The 25,316-nt window shown below is 57.1% G+C and carries 27 protein-coding genes; 22 read left to right on the plus strand and 5 right to left on the minus strand.

What is annotated here, in order from left to right:
• The first annotated feature begins 4 nt into the window (after positions 1-4).
• The 10 genes from phnG (at position 5) to phnP (ending at position 7,338) form a co-directional block, all read left to right on the plus strand.
• On the plus strand, positions 5-457 hold the full coding sequence (phnG, locus tag OGV79_RS04640; RefSeq protein ID WP_286467868.1) for a phosphonate C-P lyase system protein PhnG: 453 nt from the start codon (positions 5-7) through the stop codon (positions 455-457).
• Positions 454-1,038: a phosphonate C-P lyase system protein PhnH gene (gene phnH / locus OGV79_RS04645; protein WP_058668431.1), complete on the plus strand. Its 585-nt coding sequence runs from the start codon at positions 454-456 to the stop codon at positions 1,036-1,038. Before phnG ends, phnH begins: the two co-directional genes overlap by 4 nt.
• Complete coding sequence (locus tag OGV79_RS04650) at positions 1,038-2,105, plus strand: carbon-phosphorus lyase complex subunit (RefSeq protein WP_012134543.1); 1,068 nt, start codon at positions 1,038-1,040, stop codon at positions 2,103-2,105. The genes phnH and OGV79_RS04650 overlap by 1 nt, the downstream gene beginning before the upstream one ends.
• A gap of 46 nt (positions 2,106-2,151) precedes the next feature.
• The gene (phnJ, locus tag OGV79_RS04655) at positions 2,152-2,943 is read left to right on the plus strand and encodes an alpha-D-ribose 1-methylphosphonate 5-phosphate C-P-lyase PhnJ (RefSeq protein WP_174234025.1); all 792 of its coding nucleotides are present in this window, start codon (positions 2,152-2,154) and stop codon (positions 2,941-2,943) included.
• Positions 2,940-3,698, plus strand: a complete 759-nt coding sequence (gene phnK, locus OGV79_RS04660; RefSeq protein WP_047459591.1) for a phosphonate C-P lyase system protein PhnK — start codon at positions 2,940-2,942, stop codon at positions 3,696-3,698. Before phnJ ends, phnK begins: the two co-directional genes overlap by 4 nt.
• A gap of 81 nt (positions 3,699-3,779) precedes the next feature.
• Positions 3,780-4,460 (plus strand): phosphonate C-P lyase system protein PhnL, encoded by a 681-nt coding sequence (phnL, locus tag OGV79_RS04665; RefSeq protein WP_047459594.1) that lies wholly within the window; start codon positions 3,780-3,782, stop codon positions 4,458-4,460.
• The gene (gene phnM, locus OGV79_RS04670; protein ID WP_248623025.1) at positions 4,457-5,593 is read left to right on the plus strand and encodes an alpha-D-ribose 1-methylphosphonate 5-triphosphate diphosphatase; all 1,137 of its coding nucleotides are present in this window, start codon (positions 4,457-4,459) and stop codon (positions 5,591-5,593) included. Before phnL ends, phnM begins: the two co-directional genes overlap by 4 nt.
• A 2-nt stretch (positions 5,594-5,595) precedes the next feature.
• A complete protein-coding gene (gene phnN / locus OGV79_RS04675) occupies positions 5,596-6,150 on the plus strand; it encodes a ribose 1,5-bisphosphokinase (protein WP_012134548.1) in 555 nt (184 codons plus the stop codon).
• Positions 6,137-6,571, plus strand: a complete 435-nt coding sequence (gene phnO / locus OGV79_RS04680) for an aminoalkylphosphonate N-acetyltransferase (RefSeq protein ID WP_012134549.1) — start codon at positions 6,137-6,139, stop codon at positions 6,569-6,571. The genes phnN and phnO overlap by 14 nt, the downstream gene beginning before the upstream one ends.
• An 8-nt stretch (positions 6,572-6,579) precedes the next feature.
• The gene (gene phnP, locus OGV79_RS04685; RefSeq protein ID WP_049011829.1) at positions 6,580-7,338 is read left to right on the plus strand and encodes a phosphonate metabolism protein PhnP; all 759 of its coding nucleotides are present in this window, start codon (positions 6,580-6,582) and stop codon (positions 7,336-7,338) included.
• Between the two features lie 55 nt (positions 7,339-7,393).
• On the opposite strand, the gene yjdP is transcribed toward phnP, so the two are convergent.
• From yjdP to rpiB, 3 genes are all read right to left on the minus strand, one after another.
• Positions 7,394-7,726, minus strand: coding sequence for a DDRRRQL repeat protein YjdP (yjdP, locus tag OGV79_RS04690; RefSeq protein ID WP_286467881.1), 333 nt, complete (start codon positions 7,724-7,726; stop codon positions 7,394-7,396).
• A 69-nt stretch (positions 7,727-7,795) separates the two neighbouring features.
• Entirely contained in the window at positions 7,796-8,428 is a 633-nt protein-coding gene (locus tag OGV79_RS04695) for an N-acetyltransferase (protein WP_048902409.1), read from the minus strand.
• Between the two features lie 175 nt (positions 8,429-8,603).
• Positions 8,604-9,053: a bifunctional allose-6-phosphate isomerase/ribose-5-phosphate isomerase RpiB gene (gene rpiB, locus OGV79_RS04700; protein WP_024130821.1), complete on the minus strand. Its 450-nt coding sequence runs from the start codon at positions 9,051-9,053 to the stop codon at positions 8,604-8,606.
• Positions 9,054-9,412: 359 nt separating this feature from the next.
• Between rpiB and OGV79_RS04705 the strand changes: the two genes are divergently transcribed.
• The 6 genes from OGV79_RS04705 to alsK all read left to right on the plus strand — a co-directional run bounded on the left by OGV79_RS04705 (position 9,413) and on the right by alsK (position 15,637).
• A complete protein-coding gene (locus tag OGV79_RS04705; RefSeq protein ID WP_012134556.1) occupies positions 9,413-10,303 on the plus strand; it encodes a MurR/RpiR family transcriptional regulator in 891 nt (296 codons plus the stop codon).
• A gap of 53 nt (positions 10,304-10,356) precedes the next feature.
• Complete coding sequence (gene alsB / locus OGV79_RS04710) at positions 10,357-11,292, plus strand: D-allose transporter substrate-binding protein (RefSeq protein WP_012134557.1); 936 nt, start codon at positions 10,357-10,359, stop codon at positions 11,290-11,292.
• Positions 11,293-11,542: 250 nt separating this feature from the next.
• On the plus strand, positions 11,543-13,075 hold the full coding sequence (gene alsA / locus OGV79_RS04715; protein ID WP_112001345.1) for a D-allose ABC transporter ATP-binding protein AlsA: 1,533 nt from the start codon (positions 11,543-11,545) through the stop codon (positions 13,073-13,075).
• Complete coding sequence (alsC, locus tag OGV79_RS04720; RefSeq protein ID WP_012134559.1) at positions 13,054-14,034, plus strand: D-allose ABC transporter permease; 981 nt, start codon at positions 13,054-13,056, stop codon at positions 14,032-14,034. Before alsA ends, alsC begins: the two co-directional genes overlap by 22 nt.
• Before the next feature lie 9 nt (positions 14,035-14,043).
• The gene (alsE, locus tag OGV79_RS04725; protein WP_047459608.1) at positions 14,044-14,739 is read left to right on the plus strand and encodes a D-allulose-6-phosphate 3-epimerase; all 696 of its coding nucleotides are present in this window, start codon (positions 14,044-14,046) and stop codon (positions 14,737-14,739) included.
• Entirely contained in the window at positions 14,723-15,637 is a 915-nt protein-coding gene (gene alsK, locus OGV79_RS04730) for an allose kinase (RefSeq protein ID WP_049011255.1), read from the plus strand. Before alsE ends, alsK begins: the two co-directional genes overlap by 17 nt.
• Positions 15,638-15,651: 14 nt before the next feature.
• Here alsK and OGV79_RS04735 read toward each other — a convergent pair whose 3' ends face one another.
• Positions 15,652-17,922, minus strand: a complete 2,271-nt coding sequence (locus tag OGV79_RS04735; protein ID WP_286467889.1) for a hybrid sensor histidine kinase/response regulator — start codon at positions 17,920-17,922, stop codon at positions 15,652-15,654.
• A 114-nt stretch (positions 17,923-18,036) separates the two neighbouring features.
• Between OGV79_RS04735 and OGV79_RS04740 the strand changes: the two genes are divergently transcribed.
• From OGV79_RS04740 to OGV79_RS04765, 6 genes are all read left to right on the plus strand, one after another.
• Entirely contained in the window at positions 18,037-19,557 is a 1,521-nt protein-coding gene (locus OGV79_RS04740) for a sugar ABC transporter ATP-binding protein (RefSeq protein WP_058668426.1), read from the plus strand.
• Positions 19,554-20,549: an ABC transporter permease subunit gene (locus tag OGV79_RS04745; protein WP_047459617.1), complete on the plus strand. Its 996-nt coding sequence runs from the start codon at positions 19,554-19,556 to the stop codon at positions 20,547-20,549. Before OGV79_RS04740 ends, OGV79_RS04745 begins: the two co-directional genes overlap by 4 nt.
• A gap of 101 nt (positions 20,550-20,650) precedes the next feature.
• Complete coding sequence (locus tag OGV79_RS04750) at positions 20,651-21,592, plus strand: ABC transporter substrate-binding protein (protein ID WP_012134567.1); 942 nt, start codon at positions 20,651-20,653, stop codon at positions 21,590-21,592.
• Positions 21,593-21,717: 125 nt separating this feature from the next.
• On the plus strand, positions 21,718-22,398 hold the full coding sequence (locus OGV79_RS04755) for a D-lyxose/D-mannose isomerase (RefSeq protein ID WP_024130824.1): 681 nt from the start codon (positions 21,718-21,720) through the stop codon (positions 22,396-22,398).
• A 14-nt stretch (positions 22,399-22,412) separates the two neighbouring features.
• The gene (locus OGV79_RS04760; protein ID WP_071257242.1) at positions 22,413-23,273 is read left to right on the plus strand and encodes a ketose 1,6-bisphosphate aldolase; all 861 of its coding nucleotides are present in this window, start codon (positions 22,413-22,415) and stop codon (positions 23,271-23,273) included.
• Positions 23,270-24,265 carry a carbohydrate kinase family protein gene (locus tag OGV79_RS04765; protein WP_096753815.1) on the plus strand — a complete coding sequence of 332 codons (996 nt, stop codon included), beginning with the start codon at positions 23,270-23,272 and terminating at the stop codon, positions 24,263-24,265. Before OGV79_RS04760 ends, OGV79_RS04765 begins: the two co-directional genes overlap by 4 nt.
• An 87-nt stretch (positions 24,266-24,352) precedes the next feature.
• Here OGV79_RS04765 and OGV79_RS04770 read toward each other — a convergent pair whose 3' ends face one another.
• Positions 24,353-25,084 carry a response regulator transcription factor gene (locus OGV79_RS04770; protein ID WP_012134571.1) on the minus strand — a complete coding sequence of 244 codons (732 nt, stop codon included), beginning with the start codon at positions 25,082-25,084 and terminating at the stop codon, positions 24,353-24,355.
• Positions 25,085-25,316 lie beyond the last annotated feature (232 nt).

Consider the following 25,316-nt stretch of genomic DNA (forward strand, 5'->3'; position numbering starts at 1 on the left):
CGGAATGCACTTCGATACCGCCACACGCCAGCGCTGGATGCGCGCGCTGGCTTACAGCAACGCCGACGCGCTTAACGTGAAAATGCAGGCGCTGAAACTCACGCCGGAATACGAACTGATTCGCGCCCCGGAAACCGGGCTGATGCAGATTCAGGCCCGCATGGGCGGCACCGGCAACCGCTTTTTCGCCGGAGATACCACGCTGACCCGTGCGGTGGTGCGTCTTAAGAGCGGCACGCTGGGCTACAGCTACCAGCTGGGGCGCAACAAACACCACGCCGAGCAGTGCGCCGTCATCGACGCGCTGTTGCAGGAGCACACTCACTTCCAGACCTTAATGGAAACCTTAATTGCCCCGCTGGAGGCGGAACGCGACGCACACATTACCGCTCGCCGCGCCGAAGTAAACGCCAGCCGGGTCGACTTCTTTACGCTGGTACGCGGAGATAACGCATGACCCTACAAACCGCCTTTACCCTGCCCGTTCAGGACGCGCAACAGAGTTTTCGTCGCCTGCTGAAGGCGATGAGCGAGCCGGGGGTGATTGTCGCCCTGCATCAACTGAAGCACGGCTGGCAGCCGCTGAATCTGGCCACCACCAGCGTATTGCTCACTCTGGTCGACGGCGACACCCCGGTATGGCTCGCGCCGTCCATCAACAACGACATTGCCAGTCAGAACCTGCGCTTTCACACCAGCGCGCCGCTGGTTGAACAGCCGCAGCAGGCCGCCTTTGCCGTCGCCGATGAACACATCAGCAGCGAGCAGCTAAACGCCCTTTCCGCCGGAAGCGCCGTCGCGCCGGAAACCAGCGCCACCCTGATCGTCCAGGTCGCCAGTCTGAGCGGCGGACGTATGCTGCGCCTGACCGGGGCGGGTATCGCCGAAGAACGCATGATTGCCCCGCAACTGCCGGAGTGCCTCATCCATGAACTGACTGAGCGCCCGCACCCGTTCCCGCTGGGGGTCGATCTCATCCTCACCTGCGGCGAGCGACTGCTGGCGATTCCGCGAACCACCCATGTGGAGGTGTGCTGATGTACGTAGCCGTCAAAGGGGGCGAAAAGGCGATAGCCAACGCCCACGCGTTGCAGGAAAACCGACGCCGGGGCGACGACACCCTCGCCGAACTGAGCGTGGCGCAAATCGAGCAACAGTTGAACCTGGCCGTGGATCGCGTGATGACCGAAGGAGGCATCGCCGACCGCGAACTGGCCGCGCTCGCCTTAAAACAGGCCAGCGGCGATAACATCGAAGCCATCTTCCTGCTGCGCGCGTACCGCACCACGCTGGCAAAGCTGGCGGTCAGTGAGCCGCTGAACACCGCAGAGATGCGTTTAGAGCGCCGTATTTCCGCCGTCTACAAGGATATTCCCGGCGGGCAGCTGCTGGGGCCGACCTACGATTACACCCATCGCCTACTCGATTTTACCCTGCTGGCGAACGGCGAAACGCCGCCGCTGCGTACCGCTGACGCCATGCAGGACGCCGCGCCGCACGTTTTTTCTCTGCTGGCGAACCAGGGGCTGGCGAAGCGTGAAGAAGACAGCGGCGCCGTGCCGGATGACATCACCCGCACGCCGCCAGTTTACCCTTGTTCGCGCTCCTCACGCCTGCAACAGCTGATGCGCGGCGACGAAGGGTATCTGCTGGCGCTGGCGTATTCCACGCAACGCGGCTACGGGCGCAACCACCCGTTTGCCGGTGAGATCCGCAGCGGCTACGTCGGGCTGGAAACGGTGCCGGAGGAGCTGGGATTTGCCGTGAACGTCGGCGAACTGCTGATGACGGAATGCGAAATGGTCAACGGCTTTGTCGCACCGGAAAACGACGCCCCGCACTTTACCCGCGGCTACGGACTGGTGTTCGGCATGAGCGAACGTAAAGCAATGGCGATGGCGCTGGTGGAAAGAGCCCTACAGGCACCCGAATACGATGAAACGGTCACGGGACCGGCGCAGGACGAAGAGTTCGTGCTGGCGCATGCGGATAACGTCGAGGCGGCGGGTTTTGTTTCGCACCTCAAACTCCCCCACTACGTCGATTTCCAGGCTGAACTGGAACTGCTCAAACGCCTGCAACAGGAGGCCGCCCGTGACGACTAACCTCTCCGGCTACAACTTTGCTTATCTCGACGAGCAAACCAAGCGCATGATCCGCCGCGCTATTTTAAAAGCGGTGGCGATCCCCGGTTATCAGGTGCCGTTCGGCGGGCGTGAAATGCCGATGCCCTACGGCTGGGGAACGGGCGGCATTCAGCTTACCGCCAGCGTGATTGGCGAGCCGGACATTCTGAAAGTGATCGACCAGGGGGCGGATGACACCACCAACGCCGTGTCGATCCGCAACTTCTTTAAGCGCGTAACCGGCGTGAACACCACCGAACGCACCGAAGACGCGACGCTGATCCAGACCCGTCACCGGATCCCGGAAACGCCGCTGACCGAAGATCAGATCATTATCTTCCAGGTGCCGATCCCTGAACCTCTGCGTTTTATCGAACCGCGCGAAACCGAAACCCGCACCATGCACGCGCTGGAAGAGTACGGCGTCATGCAGGTGAAGCTGTACGAAGATATCGCCCGCTTCGGCCATATCGCCACCACCTACGCCTACCCGGTGAAGGTCAATGACCGCTACGTCATGGACCCGTCGCCGATCCCGAAATTCGACAACCCGAAGATGAATATGATGCCCGCGCTACAACTGTTCGGCGCGGGGCGCGAAAAACGCATCTATGCCGTGCCGCCCTGGACCCGCGTGGAAAGCCTCGATTTCGACGATCACCCGTTCACCGTACAAACCTGGGATGAGCCCTGCGCCATCTGCGGTTCAACGCACAGCTATCTCGACGAAGTGGTGCTGGATGACACCGGCAAACGGATGTTTGTCTGCTCCGACACCGATTATTGCCGCCAACAGAGCGAGGCACTCAGCAAATGACGCAACCGCTGCTTTCAGTCAATAACCTGACCCATCTCTACGCGCCGGGCAAAGGCTTCAGCGATGTTTCTTTTGACCTGTGGCCTGGTGAAGTGCTGGGCATTGTCGGGGAGTCCGGTTCCGGCAAAACCACCCTGCTGAAATCGATCTCCTCACGCCTGACGCCGCAGTCCGGCGACATTTTGTACCAGAACCGTTCACTGTACGGCATGAGCGAAGCCGACCGCCGCCGCCTGCTGCGCACGGAATGGGGCGTGGTGCATCAGCATCCGATGGACGGACTGCGCCGCCAGGTCTCGGCGGGCGGCAATATCGGCGAACGCCTGATGGCCACCGGCGCGCGTCACTATGGTGAAATTCGCGCCACGGCGAAGCGCTGGCTGGAGGAAGTAGAAATTCCGGCCTCGCGCATCGACGACCTGCCGACCACTTTTTCCGGCGGGATGCAGCAGCGTTTGCAGATCGCCCGCAACCTGGTCACTCACCCGAAGCTGGTGTTTATGGACGAACCCACCGGCGGGCTGGACGTTTCCGTACAGGCAAAGCTGCTGGACCTGCTGCGCGGCCTGGTGGTGGAACTGGATCTGGCTGTGGTGATTGTCACCCACGATTTGGGCGTGGCGCGCCTGTTAGCAGACCGTCTGCTGGTGATGAAGCAGGGTCAGGTGGTGGAAAGTGGATTAACCGACCGCGTGCTCGACGATCCGCATCATCCGTATACCCAGTTGCTGGTGTCGTCGGTATTGCAGAACTGATTTTTTGTTTTGCCGGGTGGCGCTTTTTGTAGGCCGGATAAGGCGAAGCCGCCATCCGGCAATCAGAATTAAGAGGCCAAAATGATTCGCGTAGAAAACGTCAGTAAAACCTTTGTGCTGCACCAGCAAAATGGCGTGCGCCTGCCGGTGCTGCAAAACGCCTCTCTGGAGGTACAAAACGGTGAATGCGTGGTGCTGCACGGCCACTCCGGGAGCGGTAAATCGACGCTGTTGCGCTCGCTATATGCCAACTATCTGCCGGACGAAGGGCACATCCACATTCGTCATAGCGATGAGTGGATCGATCTGGTGCAGGCCCCGGCGCGCAAGGTGCTGGAAGTGCGTCGCTCGACGATCGGCTGGGTAAGCCAGTTTCTGCGCGTGATCCCCCGGATCTCCGCGCTGGATGTGGTGATGCAGCCGCTGCTGGATCTGGGCGTCGCCCGCGAAACGTGCGCCGCGAAAGCCGCGAACCTGTTGACGCGCCTGAACGTCCCGGAACGGCTATGGCATCTCGCGCCCTCCACCTTTTCCGGCGGCGAGCAGCAGCGCGTGAATATCGCGCGCGGGTTTATCGTCGATTACCCGATCCTGCTGCTTGATGAACCCACCGCCTCACTGGACGCCAAAAACAGCGCCGCCGTGGTCGCGCTGATTGAAGAAGCCAAAGCGCGCGGCGCGGCGATTGTCGGCATTTTTCACGATCAAACCGTACGCGATCGCGTAGCGGATCGTTTGCATCTGATGGGAACCACATCATGATTATCAACAACGTAAAGCTGGTGCTGGAAGACGAAGTGGTGCAGGGATCGCTGGAAATGCAGGATGGGATTATCCGCGCCTTTGCGGAAAGTCAGAGCCGTCACCCCGAGGCGCTGGATGGCGAAGGCGGCTGGCTGCTGCCGGGTTTAATTGAGCTGCATACCGATAATCTCGACAAATTCTTCACCCCGCGCCCGAAGGTGGACTGGCCCGCTCATTCCGCCATGAGCAGCCACGACGCGCTGATGGTCGCCAGCGGTATCACCACCGTGCTGGATGCCGTTGCGATTGGCGATGTCCGCGACGGCGGCGATCGCCTGGAAAATCTGGAAAAGATGATCAATGCCGTCGAAGAGACGCAGAAACGCGGTGTTAACCGCGCCGAACACCGTCTGCATCTGCGCTGTGAATTGCCCCATCACACCACCCTGCCGCTGTTCGAAAAGCTGGTGGATCGCGAGCCGGTAACGCTGGTCTCGCTGATGGATCACTCGCCGGGTCAGCGCCAGTTCGCTAACCGCGAGAAGTACCGTGAATACTATCAGGGCAAATATTCACTCAATGATGAGCAGATGGCCCACTACGAAGAGGAACAGCTTCAGCTTGCGGCGCGCTGGTCGCAGCCGAACCGCGCCGCCATCGCGCAGATGTGCCGCGAACGTCATCTCGCGCTGGCGAGCCACGATGACGCAACACCCGATCATGTGCTGGAATCGCACCAGCTTGGCAGCGTGATCGCCGAATTTCCCACCACGTTCGAGGCGGCAGAGGCGTCACGCAAGCATGGGATGAACGTACTGATGGGCGCGCCCAACATCGTGCGCGGCGGTTCGCACTCCGGCAACGTGGCGGCGCATAAGCTGGCAGAACTGGGGTTGCTGGATATCCTCTCCTCCGACTATTACCCCGCCAGCCTGCTCGACGCGGCATTCCGCGTGGCGAACGACGAAGCCAACACATTTACGCTGCCGCAGGCAATGCGCCTGGTGACACGCAACCCGGCGCGCGCGCTGAATCTCGACGATCGCGGCATCATCGCCGAAGGCAGGCGCGCCGATCTGGTGCTGGCGCACCGTAAAGGCGATCACATTCATATCGACCACGTCTGGCGTCAGGGTAAAAGGGTGTTCTGACTATGGGAAAACTGATCTGGCTGATGGGGCCGTCCGGCTCCGGTAAGGACAGTTTGCTGGCGGCGCTCCGCCAGCGGGAACATACGCAGTTGCTGGTTGCGCACCGCTATATCACGCGTGCGGCTAACGCGGGCAACGAGAACCATATTGCGCTGAGCGAGCAGGAGTTTTTCACTCGGGCAGGGCAAAATTTACTGGCGCTGAGCTGGCACGCTAATGGCCTGTACTACGGCGTTGGCGTGGAGATCGATCTGTGGCTGCACGCCGGTTTTGACGTGGTGGTTAACGGCTCACGCGCCCATCTGCCGCAGGCGCAGGCCCGCTACGGCAAAGCGCTGCTGCCCATCTGTTTACAGGTCTCTCCCGATATTTTGCGCCAGCGTCTACAGGCGCGCGGGCGTGAAAGCGAAACCGAGATTGCCGCTCGCCTGGCGCGCGCGGCCCGTTACGCCCCTTTTAACTGTCATATCCTCAATAATGACGGAAGTTTGCTACAGTCAGTCGATACCTTGTTAACGCTAATGGGCCGCCAGGAGAAAAGCCATGCCTGTCTGTGAACTACGCCGGGCCACGCCGGACGATACCGACGCGGTGTATCAACTGATCTGCGAACTGAAACAAGCGGAGTTCGATCGCCAGGCCTTTCGCGCCGGATTTGCCTCAAATTTGCAGGATCGCACGATACGCTACCAGCTGGCGCTGCGCGACGGGCAGGTTGTCGGGATGATCGGTCTGCATATGCAGTACCACCTGCATCACGCTAACTGGATCGGGGAGATCCAGGAACTGGTGGTGATGCCGCAGGCGCGGGGTCTGAAAGTCGGCAGCCGGTTGCTGGCATGGGCGGAAGAAGAGGCCCGCCAGGCCGGCGCGGAGATGACGGAGCTGTCCACCAGCGTGAAACGCCATGATGCGCACCGGTTTTATCTGCGCGAGGGGTATGCGCAAAGCCATTTTCGTTTTACCAAAGCGCTTTGAGGTGACTAATGAGCCTGACGATTACGCTAACAGGAACCGGCGGCGCACAGGGCGTGCCAGCATACGGCTGCGATTGTCTCGCCTGCCGTCGGGCACGCTTACAGGAGCAGTATCGCCGCCGCCCCTGTAGCGGCGTCGTCAAATTCAATGACGCGGTAACGCTGCTTGATGCGGGCCTGCACGATCTTACCGATCGCTGGCCCGCCGGATCTTTTCAGCAGTTTCTGCTCACGCATTATCATATGGATCATGTTCAGGGGCTGTTCCCCCTGCGCTGGGGCGTGGGCGCCGCGATTCCAGTTTATGGTCCGCCGGATGAACAGGGCTGCGACGATCTGTTTAAACATCCAGGCATCCTTGATTTCAGCCACACCGTCGAACCGTTTGTGGTCTTCGATCTCCAGGGATTACAGGTAACGCCGCTGCCGCTTAACCATTCAAAACTGACGTTTGGCTATCTGCTGGAATCTGCGCACAGCCGCGTCGCGTGGCTGTCGGACACCGCAGCGCTGCCGGATAAGACAGTAAAATTTCTGCTGAATAACCAGCCGCAAACGATCGTCATCGACTGTAGTCACGCGCCACGCGCGGAAGCGCCACGTAATCACTGCGATGTAAACACGGTTATCGCGCTCAATGAGGTGATTCACTGCCCACGGGTCATCCTCACCCACATCAGCCACTCGTTCGACGTATGGCTGATGGATAACCCCCTGCCGGGCGGCATTGAAGCCGGATATGACGGAATGGAGATTGTGCTGGAGTAGCCTTACGCCGGATGGCGGCGCATTGCGCCTTATCCGGCCTACGATTGTCGCGCGGTTAACGATCGTACTCGTCTTCCATTCTGCGCTCTTCATCTTCCAGTTGACGACGTTCTTGATCGAGCTGGCGTTGGCGATCGTCCAACTGGCGACGCCGATCTTCAAACTGACGGCGTCTGTCATCATATTGTCTGCGACGATCGTCGCTTATCTGGCGCTGCCACTCTTCATCACGGCGGTCATCCTCATAATCCCGCCCGTTGTCAGATTTATACGCGTCATTGATCGCCTGCTGAATATTACCGATGGTGTCATCAACAATATCGGCGTGCGCAGGAAGCGTCGTCAGCGACAACAGGCCCAGAGCAATGAGCGTAGAATAGCGTTTCATAAAACCAGCCTCGCAGAGATCTTCCCCTCACGGTAGCGAATGGCCTGTTCGACGTGTAGCGGAGGAATCTCAAACCCGGTAAGGCGCGGTCGTTTCCATTAGCTGGTTTGCGCGCTGTTTGTCCTCTGCAACCAAAACAACGCCATGACATTTTTGATCCGGCGAGATGCTCCAGATACGCTCCTCAGGGATACAACCGCCATCATAAATTACCTTTGTACCGTCATATGGCCAGAATGCGCCCAGTTCCGTATCTAATACGAAAACCGCGATCTGATCGGACTCGCGAGCGATCTTCTGCCAGAGCATCTTTCCACCGTCATACTGTTCAAAATCACTGATCAAGGTGATGCCACACTTCAGGATCAGCGCTTCGTACAAACGCGTGGCTAATCCCTTATCACGCTCAGCCGGATCAACACATACCCCTTCAGCCTGAAGAACATGTGTATCTTCCCAGCATCGTTCTACGGCAACGATATCTCTGCCTAAAGCGGATTTATACTGCAAATCAAGCGCAGCAATAACGCGATGGCGAGGCACGCCTTCAAACATCTCAACATCCGCTTCAATAATCGCTGCTCGCGGAGTCTGTCTATCATAAATAACATGCAAAACGCGCCCTGAAAGCGCAAATTCTTCCACGACATTAAAAGCGCGGGCGACGGTCATTGGGCTGTAAGTTGTCGGCATCACAATCATCTGTGAGTCACCTCTTGTCAGTACCGGCATAATTCCCTTTATATCCTAATCAGGCAGTATTTGCGCAGATTAGCATCACCGGTTTTGCCTTCGCTCTTGATGAATTCCTAAACCCTTCAGGGGCGTTGATTTTCTGATACTCGCTCGCAAATCAAATGAAAGAACATGAAAAATCTCATTTGCCCTGCTGTTCTATCGCCATAATCGCCTCCACGCGCTTTTGATGGCGCCCCCCTTCAAACCCCGCATCCAGCCAGGCATCCACGATCATTTTTGCCAGCTCCAGCCCAACAACCCGCGAGCCAAAAGCCAGCACGTTGGTATCATTATGCTGGCGCGAAAGCTGTGCCGAATAGGGTTCGCTGCAAACGACGGCGCGGACTCCGGCAAACTTGTTTGCCGTTATCGAAATCCCCACACCGGTGCCACACACCAGAATACCGCCATCAACCTCGCCAGAGACAACGGCTTGTGCCACCTCGCTGGCATAATGCGGGTAATCCGTGCGCTCCGGCGACCAGGTTCCCTTATCAATCACCGTAATACCGCGCTGGGTTAAGTGCGTCAAAATATCCTGTTTCAGGATAAAACCAACGTGATCACAGCCAAATGCTATCTTTTTCATACTCATTCTCGCCCCGGTCAAACTTTACGAATAAAAAATATTTGTGATTTAAATGAATTTAAAAGAACAATAAATCGACAGAAAGACGCTGTATGGGCCTGTTCTACACACCTCCGTTCGGCAAAGCAAGAGCGACAAATACCCGACCTTGATGCTTACACAGGCTGCGCCTGAACAAGTCAAAACTATAATTCATTGTTTTATATTGACTTATTTTCATTCCGTATTTTTATCAACGTTATTAAATTCACAAAATGACAAACTTTATAAATTTAACTATTTTGTGAAGTAGTCAGCATCTTTTCTGTTCCTGCTGTGGTGATATAGTGGCGTCTTCATTTCAAGGACAAGAGAACGTAATGAGTCAGTCAGAATTTGATTCAGGGCTTCCAAACGGCATCGGGCTTGCGCCTTACCTGCGCATGAAGCAGGAAGGCATGACGGAGAACGAGAGCCGTATCGTCGAGTGGTTACTCAAGCCGGGTAATCTCAGTAGCGCGCCAGCCATTAAAGATGTCGCAGAGGCGCTGGCGGTATCTGAAGCCATGATTGTTAAGGTATCGAAACTGCTGGGATTCAGCGGGTTTCGCAACTTACGCAGCGCGCTGGAAGACTATTTTTCTCAGTCTGAGCAGGTATTGCCTGCCGAACTGGCCTTTGATGAAGCGCCGCAGGATGTGGTGAATAAGGTATTCAACATTACCTTGCGCACCATTATGGAAGGTCAGTCAATCGTCAACGTGGATGAGATTCATCGCGCCGCACGCTTCTTTTATCAGGCGAAGCAGCGTGATTTGTATGGCGCTGGCGGGTCGAATGCCATCTGCGCAGACGTACAGCATAAGTTCTTACGCATCGGCGTGCGCTGCCAGACTTACCCGGACGCGCACATCATGATGATGTCCGCATCGCTATTAAAAGAAGGCGATGTCGTGTTGGTAGTGACCCATTCCGGGCGCACCAGTGATGTAAAAGCCGCGGTTGAACTGGCGAAAAAGAATGGTGCCAAAATTATCTGTATCACCCATAGCTACCATTCACCTATCGCCAAATTGGCTGACTATATTATTTGTTCGCCAGCACCAGAAACACCTTTATTAGGGCGTAATGCTTCCGCACGCATATTACAACTCACTCTACTGGATGCATTTTTTGTTTCCGTCGCCCAACTGAATATCGAACAGGCAACCATTAATATGCAAAAAACTGGCGCAATTGTTGATTTCTTTTCACCAGGCGCGCTGAAATAAAATGCTCGTTGCTCTCATTTTCGGGAGCAACACCCTACACTGAGAATACTGCTATGAATAAATATCTGAAATATTTCAGCGGTGCGGCTATGGGCTTAATGTTGTCCACCAGCGCATTTGCCGCCGCCGAATATGCCGTAGTATTAAAAACATTATCCAATCCATTCTGGGTGGATATGAAAAAAGGTATTGAAGATGAAGCAAAAACGCTGGGCGTCAGCGTCGATATTTTTGCCTCGCCTTCGGAAGGCGACTTTCAGTCTCAGTTGCAGCTATTCGAAGATCTCAGCAATAAAAATTACAAAGGTATCGCCTTTGCGCCATTATCCTCAGTAAACCTGGTGATGCCCGTCGCCCGCGCGTGGAAGAAAGGGATTTATCTGGTCAATCTCGATGAAAAAATCGATATGGATAACCTGAAAAAAGCGGGCGGTAACGTCGAAGGGTTTGTCACTACCGATAACGTCGCCGTAGGCGCCAAAGGCGCGGAGTTCATTATTGAAAAACTGGGCGCCGAGGGCGGTGAAGTCGCCATTATTGAAGGTAAAGCCGGTAACGCCTCCGGCGAGGCGCGCCGCAATGGCGCAACCGAGGCTTTCAAAAAGGCAAGCCAAATCAAGCTGGTCGCCAGCCAACCCGCAGACTGGGACCGAATCAAAGCGTTAGACGTTGCCACCAACGTGCTGCAACGCAACCCGAATATCAAAGCGATTTATTGCGCTAACGACACCATGGCGATGGGCGTCGCCCAGGCCGTGGCTAACGCCGGGAAAAGCGGAAAAGTGCTGGTAGTGGGTACAGACGGTATCCCGGAAGCCCGCAAAATGGTGGAGGCCGGACAGATGACGGCGACCATCGCTCAGAACCCTGCGGATATCGGCGCGACAGGGCTCAGGCTGATGGTTGATGCCGCGAAATCAGGCAACGTGATCCCGCTGGATAAAGCGCCGGAATTTAAGCTGGTCGACTCCATCCTGGTCGCAAAGTAAGTCCGTAAATAGGCCGGATGGCGACGCGAAAGCCTCTTATCCGGCCGACCCGAACGTAAGCCTGATAAGCGTAGCGCCATCAGGCAATGGCACTGATTTAGTCAATATTTTTCTTACACAAAATCATTCGAGATGCATCGAGGCGGCAACTGAGTAAATCCCCAGGAGCTTACATAAGTAAGTGACTGGGGTGAGCGAAGACAGCCAACAAAGAGGCAGCTTGAAGGATGAAGTGTAAAAGAGGTTAATTATGGTCACGCCATATATCTCGATGGCGGGGATCGGCAAATCCTTTGGTCCGGTTCACGCATTAAAATCGGTTGATTTAACGGTTTATCCTTATGAAATACACGCATTATTAGGAGAAAATGGCGCCGGTAAATCAACGTTGATGAAGGTTCTGTCGGGAATACATGAACCGACCAAAGGCACCATTACGATTAATAACGTTAATTACGACAAGCTGGATCATAAATTAGCGGCACAACTCGGCATTGGCATTATTTATCAGGAACTCAGCGTGATTGATGAATTAACCGTGCTGGAGAATTTATATATTGGTCGTCATCTGACGAAAAAAGTCTGTGGCGTCAATATTATTGACTGGAAAGAGATGCGCGTACGGGCCGCCATGATGTTGCTGCGCGTCGGTTTAAAAGTCGATTTAGACGAAAAGGTGGCGAATTTATCCATCAGCCATAAGCAAATGCTGGAAATCGCCAAGACGCTGATGCTCAACGCCAAAGTGATCATCATGGACGAACCCACCTCCTCGCTCACCAATAAAGAGGTGGACTACCTGTTTCTGATCATGAACCAGCTACGCAAAGAGGGCACCGCCATCGTCTACATCTCGCATAAGCTGGCGGAAATTCGCCGCATCTGCGACCGCTATACGGTGATGAAAGACGGCAGCAGCGTTTGCAGCGGGATGGTGAGCGACGTCAGCAACGACGATATCGTCCGCCTGATGGTTGGCCGCGAACTGCAAAACCGCTTTAACGCCATGAAAGAGAGCACCGGCAATATCGAGCGCGATACGGTATTCGAGGTGAAAAACGTCACCAGCCGCGACAAGAAAAAGGTTCGCGATATCTCCTTTAGCGTCAGCCGGGGCGAAATTTTAGGCTTCGCCGGACTGGTCGGCTCCGGGCGCACCGAGCTGATGGATTGCCTGTTCGGCGTCGATAAACGCGCAAGCGGCGAGATCCGTCTGAACGGGAAAACCATCTCCCCGCGCTCACCATTAGACGCGGTGAAAAAAGGGATGGCTTACATCACCGAAAGCCGCCGGGATAACGGCTTCTTCCCCAATTTCTCTATCGCCCAGAACATGGCGATCGGCCGCAGCCTGAAAAGCGGCGGCTTTAAGGGGGCGATGGGCCTGTTCCACGAAGGCGACGAGCAGCGTACCGCCGAAGCGCAGCGCGAACTGCTGGCGCTGAAGTGTCATTCCGTTAACCAGAACATCACCGAACTCTCCGGCGGAAACCAGCAGAAAGTGCTGATTTCCAAATGGTTGTGCTGTAGCCCGGAGGTGATCATTTTCGACGAGCCGACCCGTGGTATCGACGTCGGTGCGAAAGCCGAAATTTATAAAGTGATGCGCCAGCTGGCGGACGACGGAAAAGTCATCCTGATGGTGTCATCTGAACTTCCTGAAATTATCGCCGTCTGCGACCGCATCGCCGTGTTCTGCGAAGGACGACTGACGCAAATCCTGACCAATCGCGATGACATGAGCGAAGAGGAGATTATGGCATGGGCATTACCACAAGAGTAAAAGGTGACGTGAACGGGAAGAAACCGTTCAACTTTGCGCTGTTCTGGGATAAATACGGCACCTTCTTCATTCTGGCGATTATCGTCGCCATCTTCGGTTCGCTGTCGTCAGAATATTTTCTGACCACCAACAACATCACCCAGATTTTTGTCCAGAGTTCGGTAACGGTGCTGATCGGCATGGGTGAATTTTTTGCCATCCTGGTCGCCGGTATCGACCTCTCCGTCGGGGCGATTCTGGCGTTGTCCGGGATGGTGACGGCCAAACTGATGCTGGCAGGCGTCGATCCGTTCTTTGCGGCGCTGATTGGCGGCGTGCTGGTCGGCGGTGCGCTGGGGGCGATTAACGGCTGCCTGGTGAACTGGACCGGCCTGCATCCGTTCATTATCACCCTTGGCACTAACGCGATTTTCCGTGGTATCACGCTGGTGATTTCCGACGCCAACTCGGTATACGGCTTCTCATTCGACTTCGTGAACTTCTTCGCCGCCAGCGTGTTAGGTGTTCCCGTACCGGTCATCTTCTCGCTGATTGTCGCGGTGATCCTCTGGTTCCTCACTACTCGGATGCGGCTTGGGCGCAACATCTACGCGCTCGGCGGCAACAAAAACTCGGCGTTCTATTCCGGGATTGACGTGAAGTTTCACATCCTGGTGGTGTTTATCATCTCCGGCATTTGCGCGGGACTGGCGGGCGTGGTTTCTACTGCGCGACTCGGCGCCGCAGAACCCTTAGCCGGAATGGGTTTTGAAACCTACGCCATCGCCAGCGCCATCATTGGCGGCACCAGCTTCTTCGGCGGCAAGGGGCGCATCTTCTCGGTGGTGATTGGCGGCTTAATCATCGGCACCATCAACAACGGTCTGAATATTTTGCAGGTACAAACCTATTACCAGCTGGTGGTGATGGGCGGATTAATTATCGCGGCTGTCGCCCTTGACCGTCTTATCAGTAAGTAAGGAATGATCATGAAAATCTCTCCCTCTTTAATGTGTATGGATCTGCTGAAGTTTAAAGAACAGATCGAATTTATCGACAGCCATGCAGACTATTTTCATATTGATATTATGGACGGCCACTTTGTGCCGAATCTGACGCTGTCCCCCTTCTTCGTCAGCCAGGTCAAGAAACTGGCGAGCAAACCTCTTGATTGTCATCTGATGGTGACGCGTCCGCAGGACTATATTGGTCAACTGGCGCGCGCCGGTGCGGATTTCATCACGCTGCACCCGGAAACCATCAACGGTCAGGCATTCCGTCTGATTGACGAAATCCGCCGCCACGGTATGAAAGTGGGCTTGATTCTCAACCCGGAAACACCGGTTGAGGCGATGAAATACTATATCCATAAGGCTGATAAAGTGACGGTGATGACCGTCGATCCCGGCTTTGCCGGGCAACCGTTCATCCCGGAAATGCTGGATAAAATCGCCGAGCTGAAAGCCTGGCGCGAGCGTGAAGGGCTGCATTACGAAATTGAAGTGGATGGTTCCTGCAATCAAGCCACCTACGAAAAATTGATGGCGGCAGGCGCGGATGTCTTTATCGTCGGCACCTCCGGGCTGTTTAACCACGCGGAGAATATCGACGACGCATGGCAAGTAATGACGGCGCAGATCCTGACGGCGAAAAACGAGGTACTGCCTCATGCAAAAACAGCATAGCGTTGTGGCGGGTGTGGATATGGGGGCAACCCATATCCGTTTTTGCCTGCAAACGGCAAGCGGTGAGACTCTGCACTGTGAGAAACAGCGTACGGCGGAGGTGATCGCGCCCGGCGTGGTGGCCGGTATTGCACAGATGATTAGCGAACAGATCGCACGCTACGAGGCGCGCTGCCGTGGTCTGGTGATGGGATTTCCGGCGCTGGTCGGCAAAGACAACCGCACCATCATTTCGACACCCAATTTGCCGCTGCAACCTGAAGAAGTGCATGACCTCGCGGGAAAACTGGAGGATGCGCTGGGCTGCCCGGTCGCGTTTTCCCGCGACGTTAACTTACAGCTGTCGTATGACGTCGTGGAAAACCATCTCACACAGCAGCAGGTGCTGGCCGCCTACCTCGGCACGGGAATGGGCTTCGCGGTGTGGATGAACGGCGCGCCCTGGACCGGAGCGCATGGCGTGGCGGGCGAACTGGGGCACATTCCCCAGGGCGACATGACGCAGACCTGTGCCTGCGGCAATCCAGGTTGCCTCGAAACGGTCTGTTCCGGGCTGGCGCTGAAACGCTGGTACGAACAACAGCCACGGGATTTCGCGCTGGACGCACTGTTTGTCCACGCCGGAGAGGCGCCATTCGTCCAGGCGCTGCTGGAAAGCGCCGCCCGCGCGATTGCCACCAGCATAAATCTGTTCGATCCCGATGCGGTGATTTTGGGCGGCGGCGTGATGGATATGCAGGCTTTCCCGCGCGAACAATTAATTACCCTGATCCAAAAATACCTGCGCCGACCGTTGCCGTATCAGGCCGTACGTTTTATTGCCGCCTCGTCCTCCGCGTTTAACGGCGCGCAGGGCGCGGCAACGCTGGCGCGCTGCCGTTTTCTGTCGTCGCGGTGATATCGCGACGCTTATCAGGCCTGCACATGCGCCGCCCGCAGCGCCTGCGCGAGCTGCGCCCGGGTAAACGGTTTACGCAGCAGCGCCACATCCGGTAGCGCGGGGTTATGCGCCGGGCGTAAATCCTGCCCGCTGATAAGCAGCAGCGTCAGGCGGGGATAATGCTTGCGGGCATGGTTGATCACCTCCACACCGCTCAGACTGCCTGGCAGCATTAAGTCGCTGATAAGAACATCAATCTCGCCGGATGACGCCAGCATCTGCATCGCCTGCTCGCCGTTGGCGGCCTCCAGCGTCAGATACCCCAGCAGATGCAGTTGCTCGCACAACGTCTGACGAACATCCGCCTCATCTTCCAGTACCAGCACCAGTTTCTCGTCGCTGGCGGTACTTTGCACCGCAACCGGCTCCAGGTTTGCCACCGCAGGCGCGATGGCGCGGGGAAGCTGCAATCTGACCGTCGTCCCCTGCCCCGGCGCGCTCTCAATTTCGACACGACCGCCTGACTGGCGCACAAAGCCGTAAACCATCGATAACCCAAGCCCGCTGCCGCTGCCGGTCTGTTTGGTGGTGAAGAACGGTTCGAACACCTGCGCTTTCACCTCCTGCGACATACCGCAACCGTGATCGATCACTTCCAGCGCCACCATATCCTGACGACGTCCGTCACTGCGCGTAACCCGCTGATTCCAGGTGCGGATTTTGATCGTCCCTGTCTGCCCTTCCATCGCATCGCGGGCGTTCATCACCAGGTTGATGATCGCGTTCTCCAGTTGACTGACGTCTATCCATGCGGCCCAGGCGGGCGACTGGGCTTCTATCTCCAGCGTCAGCGTGGCCGGTAGCGAGTGACGCATCAGTTCGCTCAGGTTTTCCAGCAGCGTTTTCAGTTCCACCGAGTGCGGGTGCAGCGACTGTTTACGGGAGAATGCCAGCAGGCGTTGCGTCAGCAGCGCCCCGCGCTCGGCGGCCTTCAGCGCGCGGGTAATGCGCAGCGCATCCGGCGAGTCGGGGCTGACCAGTTCCAGACTGCCGATAATCACCGCCAGCAGATTGTTAAAATCATGCGCCAGCCCGCCCGTCAGTTGCCCTACCGCTTTCAGTTTCTGGCTGTGCAGCAGCGCCTCTTCCAGCCCCTGACGCTCCGTTCGGTCGATCTCCATCTGGGAGGTCTTTTCTTTCAGCAGGCGGGAGGTGCGCTCCAGCGACGCCGTATTGCGGGCAAAAACGTTAAACGCGCGCGCCAGTTCCCCCAGCTCGTCCCGCCGCTGCAAGGCGGGGACGCTGACATCCGATTCGCCGTGCGCCAGCCGGGTCATGGCGCGCGAAATCGCCGTCAGGTTAGAACCGAGGTTGCGGTAGATATACCACCCGGCAAAGCCGGTAATCACCACCGCCAGCAGGGCGAAGGTCATGATAAACAACGCGCCGGAGCGCAATTCCTGATGGCTTTGCGCCACCCGCTGTTCTGAGATGATCGCCACCTGCGCCGCATACTGATTGATGTCGCTGTTTAAAATCGCCACCAGCGCTTTGATGTGGAACATGTACCAGCTGATGGCCAGGTCGCTTTGCTCCAGCGCCGCCGAGAGCGGTTCAAGTTTGCGTAACTCCTGGTTAAAGTCAGACAGAATCACGTTCACCAGCGGATCGGCATGTTGCTCAGGCAGGGCTCGCATCACGCCATCCAGCTGTTTAATGACGGCGCGCGGCGTCGGCGTTTCGATGGCGGCGCGAATCAGGCGATCCATTTGACTGAACAACGCCGCATCCTGCGCCGCATCAAGCTGTTGCAGATGACGCAGGTAACTCTGATTCTGATACAGCGAACTCAGCAGCGTATTACGTTCCAGATGCCGCCGCTGCCCGCGTTGCAACATGCCCGCCACACTGGTCTGCAACTCGTTGCTGCGTTGAATAATGCGGGCCACCAGCCCCGGTTCCTGCTGTGCCAGCGGGGCGGTCGCCAGCTGTTCGAGTGAATGCCTGAGCGCCCGCTGAGTCTCCTGCAACCGCTCCGCTTCGCCCTTGTACTCCAGCGCGCCGACCACCTGCGACAGCCGCACCGCTGCCGTCGCCACGTTCGCCGTATCGCGCGCCAGGTTCATACTGCCGGTCATGTCATCGACGGTTTGCTGCTGCACCTGCTCCTGTATTTGACTCGCATGCTGAAAACCCAGCACCGCCACGCCGCTCACCATCAGCGTCACCGCCACTACCAGCAGATTAAAAAACAGCAGTCGCCCGCGCGCACTGGCGAAAAAGTGACGTCTGTGCTGCGGCATATCACGCTCCATGAAGAAAAATCGCAATATGACAAATATGAACGGCTTCTGACATTTTGCATTTACTTTCCTGTGATGGAGTGCTGATATCGCTAACCCCGCAGGAGATCCGCCATGAGCAGGACACCGGTTCTGGAGATGCGCAATATTGCCAAAGCGTTTGGCAAATTTTACGCGCTGAAAGGGGTCGATCTGACGGTATACCCCGGTGAAATCCACGCGCTGATGGGCGAAAACGGCGCCGGTAAAAGCACCCTGATGAAGATTCTCGCCGGTGCGTATACCGCCACCAGCGGCGAGATTCTGATCGACGGTCAGCCCTTTCATATTCGTGGGCCGAAAGATGCCCTGAGCGCAGGCATCACTCTGATTTATCAGGAGATGCAGCTTGCGCCTAACCTTACCGTCGCCGAAAATATTTTCCTCGGCAGCGAACTGTCGCGCGGCGGCATCGTGCAGCGTAAAGAGATGGTGTTGCAGGCGCAAAAGGTCATCGACCGGCTCGGCGCGCAGTTTAAAGCCAGCGATCGGGTAATGCGGCTGACCATCGCCGAACAGCAGCAGGTAGAGATCGCCCGCGCCCTGCATCGCAACAGCCGTATTCTGGTGATGGATGAACCTACCGCCGCCCTCTCATCTCGTGAAACCCACCGTCTGTTTGAGCTGATCATGCGCCTTCGCGATGAAGGGATGGCGGTTATCTATATCAGCCACCGTATGGCGGAGGTGTATGAGCTGTCCGATCGCGTCAGCGTCCTGCGCGACGGACAGTACGTGGGCAGCCTCACCCGCGACAAACTCAACGCGTCCGAACTGGTGCGCATGATGGTGGGGCGTCCGTTAAGCGACCTGTTCAACAAAGAACGCGACATCCCGCTCGGTAAACCGCGCCTGAACGTTCATCACCTTACCGACGGCGGTAAAGTGCAGCCGTGCAGCCTGCTGGTACGTTCCGGCGAAATCGTCGGCCTGGCCGGGCTGGTCGGCGCCGGGCGTTCCGAACTGGCGCACCTGATTTTCGGCGTGCGTAAAGCCACCGGCGGGATGATCGAGGTGGATGGCGAGCCGGTGGTGATCCACTCCCCGCGTGAAGCCATTGAGCACGGTATTGGCTACCTCACCGAAAACCGCAAAGAACAGGGGTTGTTTTTAGAACTGGCGGCGGCGGAGAACATTACGATGGCGACGCTGGAGCGCGACGCCAACTGGGGGATGCTGAACCGTAAAAAAGCCCAAAGCATCTCCGATGACGCCATTCAGTTGCTCAACATTCGCGTGCCGCATGCCCAGGTTCGCGCCGGAGGTTTGTCCGGCGGCAATCAGCAAAAGCTTCTGATCTCACGCTGGGTCGCCATCGGCCCGCGCATTCTGATTCTCGACGAACCAACGCGCGGCGTGGATGTCGGCGCGAAAAGCGAGATCTATCGCATCATGAACGAAATGGCGCGTAAGGGCGTGGCGATCCTGATGATCTCCAGCGAATTGCCGGAAATCGTCGGCATGAGCGATCGCGTCTACGTCATGCATGAAGGCAGCATTGCCGGGGAATTGTACAGCCAGGACATTACACAGGAAAACATCATGCGGCTGGCGACCGGCGTAAACGACTCCCACCTTGAGGCGGTGAAATCATGAATAACCCAACCACTCCCCAGCAGGTGGCGAAGTCCGCCTCCGCAAAAAAGATGTTGATGAGCGATCTGATGCAAACGGTCGGTATTTTACCGATTTTAGTGCTGATCGTGGCGGTATTTGGCTTTATCGCACCTAACTTTTTCACTGAAAGCAACCTGCTGAACATCACCCGCCAGGCGTCGATCAACATCGTGCTGGCAGCGGGGATGACGTTCATCATTCTGACCGGCGGCATCGACCTCTCCGTGGGGTCGATTCTCGGCACCACCGCCGTGGCGGCGATGGTGGTCTCTCTGATACCGGAGTTCGCCATGCTGTCGATTCCGGCGGCGCTGATGCTCGGCCTGGGGCTGGGGCTGATTAACGGCGCGCTGGTGGCCTTCGCCGGGCTGCCGCCCTTTATTGTCACGCTCGGCACCTATACGGCGCTGCGCGGCGCGGCCTACCTGCTGGCGGACGGCACCACGGTGATCAACTCCAATATCAGCTTCGAGTGGATCGGCAATAACTATCTTGGCCCGATTCCGTGGCTGGTGGTTATCGCCCTCGCGGTGATCGTGCTGTGCTGGTTCATTCTGCGCCGCACCACGCTGGGCGTACATATTTATGCCGTGGGCGGCAACATGCAGGCGGCGCGTTTAACCGGCATCAAAGTGTGGCTGGTGCTGCTGTTTGTGTACGGCATGAGCGGCCTGCTGTCGGGGCTGGGCGGAGTAATGAGCGCCTCGCGTCTCTACAGCGCCAACGGCAACTTAGGCATGGGGTATGAGCTGGACGCCATCGCGGCGGTGATCCTCGGCGGCACCAGTTTTGTCGGCGGGATCGGCACGATCACCGGCACGCTGGTGGGCGCGCTGATCATCGCCACCCTGAATAACGGCATGACGCTGATGGGCGTCTCTTACTTCTGGCAACTGGTGATCAAAGGGGCGGTGATCATCATAGCGGTGCTGATCGACAAATACCGTACCCGACACCATCAAAGTGCATAGACAAGCTTGCCGGATGGCGGCGCAGGCCTACCCGTTCGCAGGCCGGATAAGCGCAGCGCCATCAGGCTTATAACAACAATACCCTACGTGAGGAAAAGAGTATGCGTTTGAAACCATTAGTGACCGCGCTCTGTGCTGGCGCGTTACTGGCCGCATCGCCGTTTGTACAGGCCAAAGAACTGAAATCCATCGGCGTGACGGTGGGCGATCTTGCCAACCCGTTCTTCGTGCAGATAACAAAAGGGGCGGAGCTGGAAGCACGCAAACTGGCCGGTGATGGCGTAAAAGTGACGCTGGTCTCCAGCGGCTACGATCTGGGTCAGCAGGTTTCGCAGATCGACAACTTTATTGCCGCGAAGGTGGATATGATCATCCTTAACGCCGCAGATTCAAAAGGGATCGGCCCGGCGGTGAAACGGGCGAAAGACGCCGGGATCGTGGTGGTCGCGGTTGACGTGGCTGCCGAAGGCGCAGACGCCACCATCACCTCTGATAACACCCAGGCGGGCGAAATGGCCTGTAAATACATTACCGACCGTCTGAAAGGCAAAGGCAATGTGGTGATCATCAACGGGCCGCCGGTTTCCGCCGTGCAGAACCGTGTCGAGGGCTGCCAGACCGAGTTCAAACGCCACCCGGATATCAAGGTGCTCTCCTGGAACCAGAACGCCAAAGGCAGTCGCGAAGGCGGGCTGGAAGTGATGACCGCCCTGCTGGCTGCGAATCCGAAGATCGACGGCGTATTTGCGATCAACGATCCGACGGCGATCGGCGCCGATCTGGCGGCGAAACAGGCACAGCGCAATGAGTTCTTTATCGTCGGTGTGGATGGTTCGCCCGATGGCGAAGAGGCGCTGAAGCGTGAAAATTCCCTGTTTGTGGCGACCCCCGCACAAGATCCGCAGGTAATGGCGGCAAAAGCGGTGGAGATCGGCTATGACATTCTACAGGGCAAACCGGCGCCTGGTGAACCTGTGCTGATTCCGGTGACGATGATCGATAAAAACAACATCGGCAGCTACAAGGGCTGGACGGTGAAATAACGGAAAGCGGCCTCTGCGTAGGCCCGATAAGCGCAGCGCCATCAGGCAGTAAACCCATGCCGGATGGCGGCAAAAATGCCTTATCCGGCCTACAAGGCTACATCACAATAAGGAGAATTCTTTCAATGAAACGCTCCGAAATAAACGAAATTCTCGGCCACACGCGGCAATTCTTTTCCATGCATGACGTCCACCTGCCGCCTTTCGCCAGCTTTGCCCCATCGCAATGGCGTCAGCTTGATGCCGCCTGGAGCGAAGTATTCGATCTCAGGCTCGGCTGGGATGTTACCGCGTTCGGCGGGACAGATTTTGCCGCTCAGGGACTGACGCTGTTTACCCTGCGCAACGGCTCGCCCAAAGGCATGCCTTATGAGAAATGCTACGCGGAAAAAATCATGCATGTGCGCGACGCGCAGGTTACGCCGATGCATTTCCACTGGCGCAAACGTGAAGACATTATCAATCGCGGCGGCGGTAATTTAATCGTTGAGCTGTGGAACGCCGACTCCCGGGACCAGACCGACAATACCGACGTCACCATTGTGATAGACGGCTGTCGACAGACCCATGCGGCAGGCAGCCAGCTGCGCCTTTCGCCAGGAGAAAGCATTTGCCTGACGCCGGGCCTGTATCACAGCTTCTGGGCGGAAAAAGGGTTTGGCGACGTGCTGGTCGGCGAAGTTTCTTCCGTCAATGACGATGACCATGACAACCATTTTCTCCAGCCGATCGCCCGCTATAACGACATTGAAGAAGATGAACCGGCGCAACTGGTGTTGTGTAACGAGTACCGCCTGTTCTGCTGAACAAGGAGCACATTATGCCGTTGATTTCTCTTGCCGATGGACTCGACCATGCCCGCAAGCATCGCTATGCGCTGGGGGCGTTTAACGTTCTGGATTCCCATTTTTTACGCGCGCTGTTCGCCGCCGCCAGGCAGGAACGCTCGCCGTTTATCATTAACATTGCCGAAGTCCATTTTAAGTATGTTTCGCTGGACTCGCTGGTCGAAGCGGTAAAATTCGAAGCCGCCCGACACGATATTCCAGTGGTGCTTAACCTCGACCACGGGCTGCATTTTGAATCCGTGGTGCGGGCGTTACGTCTGGGCTTCAGCTCGGTAATGTTTGATGGTTCCACGCTGGAGTATGAGGAAAACATCCGCCAGACCCGGGAAGTGGTGAAGATGTGCCACGCCGTTGGCGTGTCGGTAGAGGCGGAACTTGGCGCGGTTGGCGGCGATGAGGGCGGTGCGCTGTATGGTCATGCCGACGAATCGCTGTTTACCGATCCGCAACTGGCGCGCGATTTTGTTGACCGCACCGGTATTGATGCCCTGGCCGTCGCCATCGGCAACGCTCACGGCAAATATAAAGGCGAGCCCAAACTCGATTTCCCGCGTCTGGACGCCATTCGCCAACAAACGGCGCTGCCGCTGGTGCTGCACGGCGGTTCCGGCATCAGCAATGAGGATTTTCGTCGCGCCATTACGCTGGGCATTCACAAAATCAATTTCTACACCGGTATGTCGCAGGCTGCGCTGGCGGCGGTGGAATCACGGATGACTAACCGCCAGCCGCTGTATGATGAGTTCGCCGAACTGCTGCTGGGCATTGAAGAGGCGATCACTGATACGGTATCGGAACAGATGCGCATTTTTGGCAGCGCGGGGCAGATCTGATGGAACGTAAAGGCATTATCGCGGCGGGCAATATGCTGGTCGACCATGTGCACCAAATCGTACAGTGGCCGGAGCGCGGCTGGCTGGCGGAAATCACCCATAGCGAACGTTCGACGGGCGGCGCGCCGCTTAATGTCCTGCTGACGCTGGCAAAGATGCACACCGGACTGCCGTTGCAGGCTGTGGGATTAATCGGCCAGGACGCCGACGGAGACTACATAATGGCGATGCTGGAGCAGTATCACGTCAATCGCCAGCATGTCCAGCGCACCACGTTTGCCCCCACGTCGATGTCGCAGGTGATGACCGATCCCAGCGGGCAGCGCACCTTTTTCCACTCCCCCGGCGCTAACCGTCTGTTGGATCTGCCCGCGTTCGATGAGCTTGATGCCTCGATGAAGATTTTCCACCTGGGCTATCTGCTGCTGCTCGACAGTCTGGATATGCCGGATGATGACTACGGCACCCGCAGCGCACGGCTGATGGCGCAGATGCATGAGGAGGGCTTTGAGACTTCGCTGGATCTGGTGTCCCGCAAAGGCGATCCGCGCTATCAGCCGCTGGTTTTGCCCGCGCTACGCCATCTGGATTATCTGGTGATCAACGAGCTGGAGGCCGGAGAGTTCAGCGGCCTGGAGATCCGCCAGCCCAACGGCGAACCGCATATTCCGCACATCGCCGCAGCCGCCCGCGAATTGCTGGATGCAGGCGTCCGCCAGCGGGTGGTGATTCATTGCCCGGAAGGCGCCTGGGGCGAAACGCCGGATCAACCTGGCGTCTGGATACCGTCGCAAAAGCTGGAGCAGAGGGAGATTGTCGGTAGCGTTGGCGCGGGAGATGCGTTCTGCGCCGGTTTTTTGTATGGCTGCCACGAAGTATGGCCGCTGGCCGAGAGCATTAAGCTGGCGCACGCCTGCGCGCGGGTCAGCCTGCTGTGCGCCAATGCGATTGATGGCGCGAAAACGCTTGAGGAGTTGCGAACGCTTTTGTAGCCTGTTCGCCTGATGGCGCTACGCTTATCAGGCCTACAGTAGGCCGGATAAGGCGTTTACGCCGCCATCCGGCAACTGCGCGCCTGATTACGCGGCTTTATCGTGGTGCTGCACATCGGCGGCAAAAACATACCCGAGGCCGCGCAGGGTTTTGATCAACGTCGGCTGATGCGGATTGATTTCAATTTTGCGGCGCAGACGCATAATCAACACATCAATGGTGCGATCAAACACCTCAACGCTGTCGCTGTGCGTTAATTCCAGCAACTGCTCACGGCTGAGCACCCGACGGGCGTTTTGCGCCAGCGCCAGCAGCAAACTGTATTCCCCCTGGGTGAGATCCACCGCCTGCTGCTGCGGATTGTGCAACTGACAGCGCGCGGTATCCAGATGCCAGCCATTGAAAGAGAGGCCGGACGTCTGCACGCTTCCGCCTTCGGCGATCAGCACGCCAACCCGACGGAGTACGGCTTTCATTCGCGCCACCACCACGCGCGGGTTAAACGGTTTGCTGATGTAGTCATCAGCGCCCATCTCCAGCCCGACCACCACATCCGACTCGCTCCCCAGCCCCGTGAGCATCACCACCGGCAGCGTAGGCCTGATCTTCTGTACCTGCTGCAACACCATCAAACCGTTCGTGTCGGGCAGCATCATATCCAGCAACACCAGCGCAATCTCCGGCTGGGTTTCGACGCACGCCAGCGCAGCCTGCCCGGTATGGCAGACCGTCACCGCAAAAACGTGCTCGTTCAGGACATCCTGCAACAATGCGCAGACCGCCGCGTCATCATCCACGACCAGTATTGCTGGTTTCATCACCCTTCCCCATTTCACATCCCCTACAGATGAGTGTGATTGATTCTGCCCGGAGTGACAGATATTGCGCAGCAGGAGATGCAGGAAACATAACCCTGGTCACACTGCCGGGCCGTCACTGCTTTTCCTGTTCGTCACGTCAAAACTGACGACAGCCTGTTTTTCGTCAGGGTTTTGACCAAATTTTACCCGTAATATCAGGGAAAGACCCCAATAAAAACATGGCATAAAA

It is taken from the genome of Citrobacter sp. CK185, from assembly GCF_030333565.1.
Taxonomy (GTDB): domain Bacteria; phylum Pseudomonadota; class Gammaproteobacteria; order Enterobacterales; family Enterobacteriaceae; genus Citrobacter_B; species Citrobacter_B koseri.